This is a genomic window from Litorimonas sp. (genome assembly GCA_029936425.1).
Taxonomy (GTDB): Bacteria; Pseudomonadota; Alphaproteobacteria; order Caulobacterales; family Maricaulaceae; genus Litorimonas.
In genome coordinates, this window is record JAPYSU010000015.1 from 23,013 (window position 1) to 36,147 (window position 13,135).

Consider the following 13,135-nt stretch of genomic DNA (forward strand, 5'->3'; position numbering starts at 1 on the left):
GAGTTACGACGAGATAAGAGGTTTGGGTGCGCCTTTATTAAATTTTATTTCAAAAACATTAATGAGGTATATCAGGCTGCAATAAGGCGATCCACTTCGGCGACGAGCTGACGTAAATGGACAGGTTTTGACAAAACGGTCGTTTCAGATGCTTTTTCGTCGCTCATGGCAACGGCGGCAAATCCGGTAATAAACATGATTTTAATGCCGGGAGATAAGACTTCCGCCTGTTTGGCCAGTTCAATACCGTCCAGACCGGGCATCATTATGTCGGTCAGCAGCATATCAAATGCACCATCCGCAAATTTTAAAGCCCGCAGGGCACGTTCTCCGTCAGAGCAGGCAATAACCTGATGTCCGGCTTTTTCCAAAGCCTTCTCGAAAAACTTGCGCATTGCATCGTCATCTTCAGCATAAAGTATAGTCGCCATATCTTGTCCCTAGGGTTAACCTATCTAAATCCAACTTTAGCGCCCATACAATTACTTTCCTATGCAGGAATCCGGCCAGCTGCCTCGAAATATGCTCAATTGGGTGCTACGTGGGTAATATTAATACTTTCTATAACGTCTGCGCGATTTATGCGCTATAAGGGAATTATGGTGAAGTCGGCATATGAGTTGGAACATGATAGTCTGAGGGTTTTGACCCCGGCCTGCAAGCTTCTGCGTCCGTCTCACTGGCGTGCCGGCGTTCTTTTCGCCTCTCCTCATTCCGGAAACCTATATCCGCAAAGCTTTATTGAACGATCTGTTCTGAGCATTGCCCAATTACGGAAAAACGAGGACATATTCGTTGATAAACTTTTTGCGCCCTGTGTCGCCGCCGGCGCGCCATTGCTATCCGCCCGTTTTCCCAGGTGCTTTGTGGATGTCAATCGCTGCGAAGATGAAATTCCGCCGGACTGGTGCGACAGCCCGAAGAAATGCAGTGTCAGGGCCCAGGCCGGTCTAGGCGTTATTCCGACACACATTAATGAGACAACCGCTATTTATCGCCGGTCGCCTGAACCGGATGTTTTGCGTTTACGTCTCGCCCGTTTGTACAGACCTTATCATGATGCCCTGCAGGATTTGATTTCCGATTGCGTCAGCAGATTTGGACAGGGGCTCTTGATAGATTGTCATTCCATGCCGGGCTTTTCGCCAATGGGCTCCAGACGACCTGATATTATCTTGGGAGACCGGTTCGGGAAATCCTGCCATCCGGACACGCTTGCACGTATTCAGGGAATTTTTCGTGCGGCGGGCTATTCGGTGTCAACTAACTATCCTTATGCGGGAGGCTACGTCACGGAGCATTATGGTCGTCCCAATAGCGGTATTGAGGCCATTCAGATCGAAATAAACCGGGATTTATACCTTAACCCCGTCACGCTGGCTCCCAAAAAGGGATATGATTCTCTGGCGGAGAATATGACCCATATAATAGAGTCTATTATCCGTTCATTTATACCCAATAGCCGCGCGGCTCAATAATTTAGGGCTATGCTTTTGATAAGCTATTCAATTGTATCGATTTGAAACAGTCAAATCTCAAAAATTCAAATATGAGGCGAAAGACATAAAGTTTTTCGGGCTTCCGTGAGGTGAAAAGGAAAAAATTGGTGCTTTTTTAACGCGAACAACCCGCAGGGGAATTTTTCAAGCCCAGAATCGTCACTCTGGCACAGGGCTTGCTCTTGTAATGAGGCAACGCAAACAGGGTGAAAAAAAATGACCAATCATATTGACCTTCATGTCGGTAAACGTCTTCGTCGACGCCGCCGTCTTTTGGGCCTGACACAACAAAGCTTGGCGGAACAAGTCGGCATTCGTTTTCAGCAAATCCAAAAATATGAATGCGGCGCAAACCGCGTTTCGGCGGCGCGCCTCTTCGAGCTTTCGGAGGCGCTTTCTGTTCCGATCCAGTATTTTTATGAAGGTCTGTCTTCGAATGATCCCTTATTTAATGCGCCGGATCCGGATGTGATTGCTCCGGACGTTCTGTCGAAAAAAGAAACCATGGATTTAGTCAGGGCCTATTATTCCATGGGCGAAACGCCGCGCAAACATTTATTGGATCTGGCCAAGTCACTTGAAGCGAATACGAAGCCTAACCTCCGCCTCGTGGCCCGATAAACCTGTTTGTAAGGCCCGGCGGCCATGCTAGCCTTTGGGTATGACCGTAAAAGCCGAAATTGACAGCCGCCTTTCTTTTCTTCCTGAGCTGGCCGAAGCAGCCCGAGCTATAACTCTACCGCTTTTCTCAAACCCCGAAGGGATTGAAAATAAATCGCTTGGGGCAGATTACGACCCGGTCACGAAAGCCGATAAAGACGCTGAGAAAGTATTGCGGTCTCTCATTTTAAAAGCCTTTCCGGAGGACAGCATCGAAGGGGAGGAATTTGAGGATCATTCAGGCACAAATGCCTTTTCCTGGACGCTGGACCCAATTGACGGAACGCGCGGGTTTATCGCTGGCGTCCCGGTTTGGAGCACTCTTATTGCCTTGTCCTATGACGGGGAGCCTGTTTTGGGCCTCATTGATGTGGCGGCTCTGGACAAACAATATTTCGGACGAATTTACGGCGGTAAAAAAGAGGCTTGGCGCCTTGAAAAAGGGATTTCAAGCCCTCTGAAAACAGAAGATTGCGCCAGCCTACAAGAGGCTATTCTGGGCTGTACCGAGCCTCTGGCAATGCTGAAGCCGGGAGAGCTGGCGGCGTATAATATCATCCGGCGGGGCGTGAGATTTTCCAGATTGGGACTGGATGCTTTGGGCTACGGCCTCTTATCCGAAGGGCGCATGAATATAATTATTGAGGCCTTGATGAAGCCCTGTGACGTCCGCGCTCTTATGCCGGTGGTCGAAGGGGCCGGGGGACGCCTGACAAATTGGGAAGGCGGATCTGCCGTGAATGGAGGTCGGGTCGTTGCGGTGAGCGATGCGGCTTTGCTGCCGGAACTATACACCTATCTCGGACGGGCCATGGACCCGGCCTGACAGGAGATAGGCCTGAAATTAAAGGCCTTCTTCTTCCAAAAACTCATCGATTAAAGTAAAAAACTTCGTGCGGTAGCTATCGCGTTCCAGAAACAGCTCATGCAGGGCGCCGGGAATAACGTCATATTTGACCCCGGCATTCTTCGCGAACTCCTCGACAGAGCTTGGGTCAACAATGGGGTCAGCTCCGGCAGCTACCATCAATCCCGGAACTCTCAGATTCTCGGCGTTGCGATTGACATATGACATGGAAGACAGAGCAGCGCTGATCCAGCCAAAGGTGGGTTGACCCACTCGCAAACGCGGAACGCTCTGAAAATAGCTTGCCCAAATTCTATACCGGTCCTTGTCAGTTGTCAGTTTATTGACGCTGAAAGAGACAGGCATTCCGTTTCGTTGAGTTTGAAAGGGAAGGTTTTTTTCGGCCAGTCCGAGTTTGGACAAAGCCGATATTGTCCATCTCATGAAAGTGGTTTCAAGATCAAACAGCCCAAGCATGGGGGCGCTGCATATGACGGCTGAAGGGGCCAGAACTCCGCTTATAATGGCGTGCAGGACAACTGTGCCGCCCATGGAATGCCCCATGGCAATATATGGACGCGGCAGGAAATCTTCGAAATGTGAACTGACTTCTGCCAGATCATCGGCATAAGTCTGAAAACTATCGATAAAACTCTTCAATTTATCCGGCAGAATACGCTGAGAGAGGCCCTGACCCCGTGGGTCCATCATAAGAACACAAAATCCCCGGCTCGTCAGATCTGCAACAGACTCCAGATATTTTTCAATAAATTCCGTTCGGCCCGGGCAGAAAAGAATAGTTCCGCGCGGGCTGTGCGTTTTAGGCAGAACCAGTAGAACACGGAGTTTTATGCCGTCTTTGCCCTCGACAAAATAGGTCTTGGCCCGAGTCTCCATTCCAGTCGGGAGGGGCCTTCCTCCGGGCTGGATTATCTCGGCGGGCTCAAATGGCAGTGTATCATGTTGCATAAAAAGCCTGCGCCGGAGCTTTGACTCCGGTCAGAACAAGACAAACAATTTTACATATTTGAAAAAATACTTTGCAGACCCATGGCAACAGACATATCGCCCGTGACTTTCAGCTTACCGGACATAAAGGCCATCATTGGATCCATCTCGCCTTTGGCCAGAGAAATAAAGTCGGCTTTATCGACATTGATCACGCAATCAGCGTCTTTATCAGAGACTTCAGCTGACGTTCCTTGCGCCCAAACAGAGCCATCACCGTTAAAATCAAATTTAACGGATTTATCGATACCACCGGCCTTTTCCAGCGCTTCGGTCATTTTTGTGGCGATTTCAGAATTTTCCATTTTAACATCCTTCTGGGTCTAATGAATTACGAGTGTAGGCGGAAAGGTCCCGGCAGGGCGAGTCCTTTTTCGCCCCTAGATTTGCATAGAGCCTATAAAGGTTTGCGGAATTTCAGCGTGGCCCGGTCACTTTCCCCGATATTTTTGTAGAGTTCGGGCTCGAAATCAATCGCCTCTTCAGATCCGTCTTCCGGCAATCTGGAACTCGGCGGCAATGTCCAAACTCCAAAGGGGTGGTCTGCCGTATCATTCGGGTTGGCATTAACTTCGCTGGAGGCGACAAATTCAAATCCCGCACGTTTGGCCATATCCTTGATATAGCTTTCCTGAACATAGCCCGTACTTCCGCGCGGATCCTGAGAGGCTGTTTCGGGTAATCTATGCTCGACAACGCCGAGTATTCCGCCAGGCTTGAGAGCGGCATAAAACTCTTCAAAAGCCTGATCGGCATAGCCGCCGCCCATCCAGTTATGTACGTTCCGGAATGTGAGAATCGTATCGACGGACTCGGCCGGTAAAATAGGGCCGGAGTCCTTCATGAACCCGCCATATTCAATTGTTCCATAAACATCTTCATCAGAATACTTATCCCTAAAGGCCTGCATACGCTCGTCCAGACGCTCGCTTACACCTGCAGGATATTGAACCGCGACATAAGTTCCGTCATTGTCCGCAAGATAAGGCGCGAGAATATTCGTATACCAACCCGGCCAAATTTCGGCGACGCGTTGATTTGGGCCGATCTCGAAAAATTCGAGTGTTTCTTGTGGGTTGCGAAATTCGTCCCGGGCCGTTTCGTCTCCGCGACGAGGGTCCGCAATCACTTCAGAAAGCGTAAGGGAGGCTTCAGCTGGAGCCGCCGTTGAATCTTCTGTTTGAGGCGTCTCGGTTTCGGTCGTTTGAGGCTCAGCTTGATCGTTTGCGCCGCCGCAAGCGATAAGCGCCATGCCGGTAGCAGATAAAAGAGCCCATTTTGTAAATTTCATCGCCGTCATTCTAAACTCTCTCTAAAGTCGGTTTGTTTTCTTCTCTGCCAATTAACTGGCCTAAAATAAATGTCAGCACAATGGCTAATTTTGTGCAGTTGCCAAGCTTGAAGCCTAAAAATAACAACCCATTTTTGGGTTTGCAGGCCGCCATAATGGGGTCTGTAAATTGAAACCGGACGTCCCGAAAGGGAGTCCTATTATACATTGCTTTTAAAAAGGATGATACAATGAGAACTTATGATTTCTCCCCCCTCTACCGTAACTTTGTTGGTTTTGACCGGATGGCCAATCTGATTGATGCGGCCTCTCAAGCCAGTGCCAATACTGCGAGTTACCCCCCTTATAATGTCGCGCGTCTGAGCGAGGATACATACCGTATCGAATTGGCTGTTGCAGGTTTTTCTGAAGATACACTGGAACTCGAAACACATGAAAATGTGCTGACGATTTCAGGAACCAATGTGTCTGATACCGCAAATGATGATGTTGAATATCTGCATCGCGGTATTGCGGAACGCGGATTTGAACGTCGTTTCCAACTCGCAGATCATGTCATTGTGACAGGGGCCGAATTGAGAAATGGTCTTTTGACAATTTCGCTGAAACGGGATGTGCCAGAGGCGCTGAAACCCCGTAAAATCGCGATTGAAAATTCTGACCAAAAATTAATCACCCCGAAGTCTGGCAGTAAGGCGAAAGCTGCCTAAATAGGTGTTACGCGATTGCGACAGTTTCCTCCCCTGAAAACTGGTTCGTAGCGTAACAGATGCGGCGTCATGCGTTTACCCCCCTCCCAGTACGCATGGCGTCGCTATTCTTTTATTGCCTTTCCTTTACAAGATTAAGAATTTCTGTTCCTGACAGGTTCGGAGACCGCCCTGTCTTAAAGGCGTTTTGAACGGCTCTCAGAACATTTAAATTGGCGGGGGTTTGGAGGTTCAAAGTTTTGCCTTCACGCACGATCTCTCCCTGTAAGTAATCTATCTCAGACGGCCGCCCTAATTCCAGATCATCCAACATGGATGAGCGGGCTTTGGCGTCTATTTTGACGATTCTGTCCATCAGGAATTTATAGAGAAAATTCGGGAGTTTAAGCATTTTGATCAAGAGTGATGGCGATCTTCCGTTAAACTTTCCTATCTCTATATTCTTGGCTTTGGCCACAGATATCCCCTCCGCGATAACTTTTGCAAAAGCCAATCTATAATCTCTTTGTAGGAACGCTTCCCGTAATGTGCCTCCGCTCAATGTGTTGAGGGCATTGTTTAGATTGACCAAGAGCTTTGCCCACTGATCCCCTTGAAAATTTCCGCCATATATTGCGTCCTGGCCCGCAGATTTGAACGCGTCTTGCACGTCCCCAGGCAGACCGTTTTCAAAATGTAGCGCTCCGCCTGTTCCGCAATGATAAGAAGCCGGGCCTGTCGGCGTTACATTAAAGGGTATGATCGCGCCGGAGATTTGGAAGTTTTGATTATCTAAACCAGATTTCAGATATTCATTTAGAATTTCCACATTCCCGACGCCGTTTTGGCAGCTTACGATCTGTGAACCCGGTTTTGCGTGTTTCCGTATTTCCTGCGCCACATTTGCCGTGTCCTGAGACTTTGTGCAAAGTAAGATCAAATCGCAATTTTTGAGCGCGGAAGGGGTCGTTTCAACTCTAATTGATCCAGAGGGCAGGTGAAGAGGCGCGGCTTCGAAATGGGTCAGGGTCATCCCCTTTGTCTGGACGGCTTTTTTCAGGCGGTCTCGCCCAATAAAAACGACGTCCATGTTTTGGGACTTTAAAATGCCTCCCAGATAACATCCGATGGACCCCGCCCCGAAAACAGCAATTTTTGTAGTTGGACTATTCATGAACAGCTCTGGTTTTGACGCGGAAGGTTTGCAAGACCTTATGCAGGAAATCCTTTGAGCGATAGACAAGGACAGGAAAATAAGATTATGCCGGCATTAGGTTTTAAGGATATAGCAGACAGCCTGTCCCAGTCACCGGACGGCTTAAAAGCCGAAATACCGGATAACTGGCGACAGGGACGTACCGCTTATGGCGGTATAAGTTCGGCGCTCGCTCTCGAAGCTGTTAAAAGACTACATCCAGATCTTCCGCCTTTGCGGTCTTCCTTGATTAATTTCACAGGACCTGTTCCGGCGGATCCCGTATACCGAACACAGATTCTTCGTCAGGGCCGGAATGTTACGACCATTGAAGTCAAAGGATATGACGGGGAGACCCCGGTCATCAGCGTCGTTTTTTCTTTCGGAGCCAGTCGCGACTCGCAGTTAAATGTAGGTTATCCGGCGCCGGAAGCTTCTTCCCCGGAGACATGTGAGCCATATACCCCCAAAGAATATGCCAAATTTGTTCCCGTATTCTTCCAACGGTTCGATACGCGAATTATTGCGGGGGGGCGCCCCGTTACAGGACATAAGGAGGGCTATGTTCGAGTCTGGAGCCGTCATCAAGACGATGCGTCTAGGGACGGAACGTCTAGTCTGCTTTGTATTGGCGATGTCCTGCCCCCAGGCGCCCTTCCGATGCTAACACAACCCGGTCCGGTGAGTTCCATGACTTGGATATTCAACATTTTGTCCGATAAACCGTCCACCGAAGAGGGATGGTGGCATATCGAAACGCGTTTAACTGCCGCGCAAGGAGGCTACTCCACCCAGGTTATGCGGATATGGAACAGTTCAGGGGAATTGACCGCCGAAGGCATGCAGAGCGTCACGATTTTCGTTTAATAGCTTTACGGCTTCATGCAGTTAAGAGTCTTCATTAGCAGCCAGGGTTTCGGTAGCGTCCCCTTCAACCCAGGCATAAAGGTCTCCATACCCCATATCCTGCGCGGCCTCTGCCCAGACCTCGTCTTCACTCGGCGGAGCGGAGTAAAGTGTGGTAAAGCCGACAACGCCCATGATAACAGCTATTGCGGCCACTCCGATCCAGCGTTTCCAGTGAGTGTCATTTGCGGGTTTGGAGTTTTGGTTCACAGTTTGCGATTTGGCTTGCTGCAGAATACGCGCTTTTAGTAAATCGCTCGGCTCCGGTGATTTCACCTGATCAAGTAAAGAATTCAAATCGCTCATATACTCTCTCTTTCAACCAGCGGACTAAGCGCTGCTTTAAGGTTATTTCGAGCCCGCGAGAGCAGGCTTTCATAAGCTTTGACGCTTTGGCCTAAAATCTCTGCGCCGTCTTTTTGTGACACTTGCTGGTAATAGGACAATGTTATGGCCGCTCTCTGCGTTGCGGGAAGTCCTGCAAGCGCCATTTTTACTGCCTTAATCGTGTCGACTTTTTCCAACCCTTCCAGAGCTGTTTGTTGGTCATCCGCCGCGTCAGGCACGTGATCCGAATAAACCGGGCCTTTTTTTCTCAGACGATCCAGGCAGTCATTCGTGGCCACGCGCCTCATCCAGGTTAGGAGGGTCGCTTTGCCCGGCTCCCATTTCGGCGCTGTTTGCCAGAGTTTCAGAAAGGTGCTCTGCGCCACATCTTCGGCAAGAGATGCATCGCCCAGCATATAATAGCCAATGGCGGTCACAGTTTTAAGGTGCCGGTCCATCAGATGGGCCAGAGCTGTCTCGTCTCCGTCCCGAAGACCGGGAAGGAGATCATTATCAGGGTCGGATTTGGACATTAGTCTCGGTCATGACCTTTGTGACGTTTGCCTTTACGGTGTTTGCCCTCGCCTTGGGTTAGCACGCCGTCTTCATTGGCGTCCATGCGGGCGAATAAAGCGTCGGCGCGGGCCGTATATTCAGCCTGACTGATAAAACCGTCGCCATTCGCATCCAGTTTGGCCCTGTGGCCTCTTTTGCCTTTACGGCCCCATCTGCCTTTACGGTCATCATTTGTGGCTTTGAAGGCGTCGCGGGCGGCTTGTTTTTCTGCGTCAGAGACGGATCCGTCGCTATTCGTGTCCATCCGGGATTTCCACTCTTCGCGGCGCTGCTTACGGCGCTCCATGCGTTTTTCACGGCGGGCCTCACTGACCCTTTTCATTTCCGCTTCGGTGACAGAGCCGTCGCCATTGACGTCGAGTGTGTCAAATTTACGGGAAAGATATGCGTCGCGATGATTCTGGCGCAAAGCGTTTTGCTCTGTTTCATCGAGATAACCGTCCGAATTTAAATCAGCGCTTTGGAATTTTGCCAGGGACTCGGCCGAAAATTCGGCCTTTGTGACCTGCCCGTCTTGATTGGCGTCGGCCAGAGGGGTTTGGGCCATAATTGGGGTGGAAGCAAGCGCGACAGCAGCTACGCCAAGAAGTGTGAGTTTATTTAAGCGACGCATGGGGTCTCCTTTTCGTTGTGTTCATAGACACAAACGAGGCAGACGCCTAAATCCTTCGCAAATTACTGCGTTAATTAAATTTCATCTTCTGCAGCGGTTCAGGCGGCGGTGCTTGCTAAGGTATCCCGCAATTGTGAAAGGAGGCGCGTTTCCAGATTGTTATCCAGCACATGACCCGCATAAGATGGCGGCGCGCCCAGATGATCGCGAACCGTGTCGGTGAGCATCAAAGCCGTTTCCACAGCCTCAGCTTTATCTCCGCAAGAGAGAATGAAAGGATCAAATTTCGGAGCGCGGCGTCTCACGGCTTCAATCATCCAATAGGCTCGCATGAAATCGTCTTTTTGCGTTTCATATCCCAGCAGGCAAATATCGCCCGCTGCGGCCAGACGTGTGTGCGCCCGCGTGCAGCCCGGTTCGGCCACGACAAAGACCCAGTCAAAATCAAGGGACAGCGCTGCGAGGCTGCCCAAAGCTTTATCCAGTGAAATATTCCCGAGCGCGGCGGCGTTATAATGCTCGTTTGAAGTGATATAAAGCGCGTCCCTCAATTGCGCTTCGCCGGATAGAACATCTGCGAGGGTTTTGTTAAAGACTATGCCGGCCCGGTTCAGGGTCTGTCCCCCATTACAATCGAGAATAAGTACCGTCTCGCCAAAACTCGCGGCTTTCCGGCCCAGCGCGAGCGCTGTGTCAATGACATCAAAACCAACCGGATTTGCTGAGAGAACAGGCACAAGGCGGCCGGCTGGTTCATAGGCTGTAAGGACCCCGGCGGTTTGGGGGTTGAGAGGGGGCATTTTAAACTCCGTTTTTCACCTGACGGCCGTGTTTTCCGGCTCTTTCATTACAGCCTAAATAACAGGCAGGAGTTTCCGCTTCGCAAAGAGGCGTGGTAAATTTTGATTAAGGGATGGGATGCAATCGAGAGCCACCCATGTGAGTCCACACGGAAAATTCAGATTGAAGGTTTTGGAAAAATCAAATGGTGCCCCCACACGGACTCGAACCGCGGACCCCCTGATTACAAATCAGGTGCTCTACCAGCTGAGCTATAGGGGCACTGGAAGATGCGCGCGGCTCATAGCTTTGTCGCAGTGCTCTTGCAAGCCGATTATTGCAGCTCGGGTGAAAAAAATGGGGCGGCGCAAAAGCTTTTGTGCGCCGCCATGACTTAAACGCTTATTTCAGTTGCCAAGTGAGGCTTTGTCTTTTCCGCGAAACGCCGCAAGAATAAGACCGACAAGGCCATACCATAGCCAACAGCAATATGTCCTAAATCAAGAATGTCTCCGCGGAAACTTGTGCCTTCATAAAGCCAGCTATAAAGCATGATCGGAAAGCTGATAAAGCCTGCCGTGACCAGGCAGACCTCGAGGCATTTGCGCCAGCGCGCGGCGCCTGCCCAATGAATTAACCAGTTGAGACCGATGACCTGCGCCAAGGTGATCAACAGCCCATAGACAAACATCATGGGCCCGAGCGCATCATTGCGGGCCAGGGCTTCGGCTTCGGTCATGCCGGCCAGTTCCATCCAAGGCTCTGCGAAAAAGACCCCGTACCAAAGGCCCCCTAAAATATAAAAGGCGATCGTGGCCACGCCTATCCCGAGAATTGATGTATTATGAATTTTTGGCATAAATGCCTCCCCCTTCTGTCAGGCCGTGATTGACCCTAAATGAGTGTACCAAAATGTCGCACCTTGGGCAATTGGGCAGGTAATCCGATGAAAGCCCCTAAAACGACAGGAGAAAGCCCCATTTGGGCTTGCGTGAATTGGGCGCCGCGCTAGAAGGCCAAGATTATGTCTCGTATCCTCATTACCTCCGCTCTGCCTTATATTAATGGCGTTAAACATCTCGGCAATCTGGCCGGGTCTATGTTGCCAGCCGATGTCTACGCCCGGGCCATGCGCCTGATGGGACATGAGGTGCTTTATATTTGCGCGACCGATGAACATGGCACGCCGGCAGAGCTGGCGGCCCAAGCGGCGAATATGGAGGTCGCGGCCTATTGCGATAAAATGCATGAGGCGCAAAAACAGGCCGGCGCGCAGTTTGGCCTCTCTTATGATTATTTCGGGCGGTCTTCGGCCCCGTCCACCGCCAGGCTGACCCAGCATTTCGCGCAAGTTCTAGAGAAGAACGGCCTTATAGAAGAGCGCGTCTCCAAGCAGGTCTATTCAAATGCAGATGGGCGATATTTGCCCGACCGCTATGTTGAGGGAACCTGTCCAAATTGCGGATTTGAAAAAGCCCGGGGCGATCAATGTGATAGTTGCGGAAAATTACTCGATCCTGTCGATTTGATTGATCCCTATTCGGCCGTTTCAGGCAGTCACGACGTCGAAGTTCGCGACACCAATCACCTCTATCTCTTGCAGTCGAAAATGAGCGACCGTCTACGGGAATGGGTGAACGCCTCCACAGGTTGGCCGCCCTTGGCGAGCTCCATCGCGCTGAAATGGCTGGATGAAGGCTTGCGCGACCGCTCGATTACACGCGATCTCGACTGGGGCATTCCGGTTACGGACTTGGATGGGAATGTGCGCGATGGCTTTGAGGGCAAGGTCTTTTACGTTTGGTTTGACGCGCCCATTGCCTATATCGGCGCAACGCAGGACTGGGCGACAGAAAATGACGGCGACTGGGAGAGTTGGTGGCGCACGGATAAAGGCGCGGATGACGTCGATTATGTCCAGTTCATGGGCAAGGACAATGTCGCTTTTCATACGCTCTCCTTCCCCACAACAATAATGGGCAGCGAAGAGCCCTGGAAGCTGGTCGATCAACTGAAGGCCTTTAACTGGGTGACCTGGTATGGCGGCAAATTTTCGACCTCTCAGGGCCGAGGCGTGTTTATGGATCAGGCGATAGAAATTGCCCCTTCCGATTACTGGCGTTGGTACCTTATGGCGAACGCGCCGGAAGGCTCTGACGCGGCCTTTACATGGGAGGATTTCCAATCTTCGGTCAATTCCGATTTAGCCAATGTGCTCGGGAATTTCGTCAACCGGATTACAAAATATTGTGTCGGCAAATTTGACGGTGTTGTTCCATCAGGGGGAGAAGCCGGAGAAGCAGAAGAATGGCTTGTGAATGAGCTTTCAGACCGTCTGCCGAAACTGATAAAGTTTTATGAGGCCCGCGACTTCCGTAAAGCCATGGCCGAAACCCGTGCTATCTGGGCGGCGGGTAATGAATATCTGACGCAAGCGGCGCCCTGGACGCATTACAAGACGGATGTAGATCAGGCGGCCATTGGCGTGCGCCATGGACTTAATTTGGTTGCTTTATTCGGGATTATTGCCCAGCCCGTGATTCCGGACGCAGCGGGCAAAATTCTCGACGCGATTGGCGTGCCGGAGGATAGGCGCAGCTGGAATTTTGGAGAGGTAAAAGACCTCCTCGACGCCTTGCCTATTGGTCACACGGTTGCTGCGCCTGAGCTATTATTCTCAAAAATTGAAGAGGAAAGTGTGGCGGAGTGGACGGAACGCTTTGGCGGGGGTGAGGCCTAAGTGA

General features: G+C 50.8%; 17 protein-coding genes and 1 tRNA gene. 6 read left to right on the top strand and 12 right to left on the bottom strand.

Translation table 11 applies throughout. From position 1 onward, the window contains the following. Window positions 1-71: 71 nt before the first annotated feature. Window positions 72-431, bottom strand: a complete 360-nt coding sequence (locus ACN0IC_RS11725; RefSeq protein ID WP_416878969.1) for a response regulator — start codon at window positions 429-431, stop codon at window positions 72-74. Window positions 432-599: 168 nt separating this feature from the next. On the opposite strand from ACN0IC_RS11725, the gene ACN0IC_RS11730 reads away from it, so the two are divergent. From ACN0IC_RS11730 to ACN0IC_RS11740, 3 genes are all read left to right on the top strand, one after another. Further along, a complete protein-coding gene (locus ACN0IC_RS11730) occupies window positions 600-1,478 on the top strand; it encodes an N-formylglutamate amidohydrolase (protein ID WP_416878970.1) in 879 nt (292 codons plus the stop codon). Window positions 1,479-1,715: 237 nt separating this feature from the next. Next, entirely contained in the window at window positions 1,716-2,120 is a 405-nt protein-coding gene (locus ACN0IC_RS11735) for a helix-turn-helix domain-containing protein (RefSeq protein ID WP_416878971.1), read from the top strand. 40 nt (window positions 2,121-2,160) lie between these two features. Continuing rightward, window positions 2,161-2,985, top strand: a complete 825-nt coding sequence (locus ACN0IC_RS11740; RefSeq protein WP_416878972.1) for an inositol monophosphatase family protein — start codon at window positions 2,161-2,163, stop codon at window positions 2,983-2,985. Between the two features lie 18 nt (window positions 2,986-3,003). Here ACN0IC_RS11740 and ACN0IC_RS11745 read toward each other — a convergent pair whose 3' ends face one another. The 4 genes from ACN0IC_RS11745 to ACN0IC_RS11760 form a co-directional block, all read right to left on the bottom strand. Then, window positions 3,004-3,975, bottom strand: coding sequence for an alpha/beta fold hydrolase (locus ACN0IC_RS11745; protein ID WP_416878973.1), 972 nt, complete (start codon window positions 3,973-3,975; stop codon window positions 3,004-3,006). Window positions 3,976-4,025: 50 nt separating this feature from the next. Next, the gene (locus ACN0IC_RS11750; protein ID WP_416878974.1) at window positions 4,026-4,319 is read right to left on the bottom strand and encodes an SCP2 sterol-binding domain-containing protein; all 294 of its coding nucleotides are present in this window, start codon (window positions 4,317-4,319) and stop codon (window positions 4,026-4,028) included. Window positions 4,320-4,411: 92 nt separating this feature from the next. After that, entirely contained in the window at window positions 4,412-5,314 is a 903-nt protein-coding gene (locus ACN0IC_RS11755; protein WP_416878975.1) for a class I SAM-dependent methyltransferase, read from the bottom strand. Window position 5,315: 1 nt separating this feature from the next. Further along, window positions 5,316-5,459, bottom strand: a complete 144-nt coding sequence (locus tag ACN0IC_RS11760; protein ID WP_416878976.1) for a hypothetical protein — start codon at window positions 5,457-5,459, stop codon at window positions 5,316-5,318. Window positions 5,460-5,535: 76 nt separating this feature from the next. On the opposite strand from ACN0IC_RS11760, the gene ACN0IC_RS11765 reads away from it, so the two are divergent. Then, the gene (locus tag ACN0IC_RS11765; protein WP_416878977.1) at window positions 5,536-6,015 is read left to right on the top strand and encodes an Hsp20 family protein; all 480 of its coding nucleotides are present in this window, start codon (window positions 5,536-5,538) and stop codon (window positions 6,013-6,015) included. Between the two features lie 112 nt (window positions 6,016-6,127). Here ACN0IC_RS11765 and ACN0IC_RS11770 read toward each other — a convergent pair whose 3' ends face one another. Then, window positions 6,128-7,168 (bottom strand): 2-dehydropantoate 2-reductase, encoded by a 1,041-nt coding sequence (locus tag ACN0IC_RS11770; protein WP_416878978.1) that lies wholly within the window; start codon window positions 7,166-7,168, stop codon window positions 6,128-6,130. Between the two features lie 54 nt (window positions 7,169-7,222). Between ACN0IC_RS11770 and ACN0IC_RS11775 the strand changes: the two genes are divergently transcribed. Then, entirely contained in the window at window positions 7,223-8,056 is an 834-nt protein-coding gene (locus ACN0IC_RS11775; protein WP_416878979.1) for a thioesterase family protein, read from the top strand. A gap of 21 nt (window positions 8,057-8,077) precedes the next feature. On the opposite strand, the gene ACN0IC_RS11780 is transcribed toward ACN0IC_RS11775, so the two are convergent. The 6 genes from ACN0IC_RS11780 to ACN0IC_RS11805 form a co-directional block, all read right to left on the bottom strand. After that, window positions 8,078-8,401 (bottom strand): hypothetical protein, encoded by a 324-nt coding sequence (locus ACN0IC_RS11780; protein WP_416878980.1) that lies wholly within the window; start codon window positions 8,399-8,401, stop codon window positions 8,078-8,080. Beyond that, window positions 8,398-8,955: a sigma-70 family RNA polymerase sigma factor gene (locus ACN0IC_RS11785; protein WP_416878981.1), complete on the bottom strand. Its 558-nt coding sequence runs from the start codon at window positions 8,953-8,955 to the stop codon at window positions 8,398-8,400. The genes ACN0IC_RS11780 and ACN0IC_RS11785 overlap by 4 nt, the downstream gene beginning before the upstream one ends. Continuing rightward, window positions 8,955-9,611 carry an EF-hand domain-containing protein gene (locus tag ACN0IC_RS11790; protein ID WP_416878982.1) on the bottom strand — a complete coding sequence of 219 codons (657 nt, stop codon included), beginning with the start codon at window positions 9,609-9,611 and terminating at the stop codon, window positions 8,955-8,957. The genes ACN0IC_RS11785 and ACN0IC_RS11790 overlap by 1 nt, the downstream gene beginning before the upstream one ends. A gap of 98 nt (window positions 9,612-9,709) precedes the next feature. Then, window positions 9,710-10,411 carry a MinD/ParA family ATP-binding protein gene (locus ACN0IC_RS11795; RefSeq protein WP_416878983.1) on the bottom strand — a complete coding sequence of 234 codons (702 nt, stop codon included), beginning with the start codon at window positions 10,409-10,411 and terminating at the stop codon, window positions 9,710-9,712. Window positions 10,412-10,597: 186 nt separating this feature from the next. Further along, a tRNA-Thr gene (locus tag ACN0IC_RS11800) sits at window positions 10,598-10,673 on the bottom strand. Window positions 10,674-10,785: 112 nt separating this feature from the next. Next, a complete protein-coding gene (locus tag ACN0IC_RS11805) occupies window positions 10,786-11,250 on the bottom strand; it encodes a DUF1761 domain-containing protein (protein WP_416878984.1) in 465 nt (154 codons plus the stop codon). A gap of 165 nt (window positions 11,251-11,415) precedes the next feature. Between ACN0IC_RS11805 and metG the strand changes: the two genes are divergently transcribed. Then, window positions 11,416-13,131: a methionine--tRNA ligase gene (gene metG, locus ACN0IC_RS11810; protein WP_416878985.1), complete on the top strand. Its 1,716-nt coding sequence runs from the start codon at window positions 11,416-11,418 to the stop codon at window positions 13,129-13,131. Window positions 13,132-13,135 lie beyond the last annotated feature (4 nt).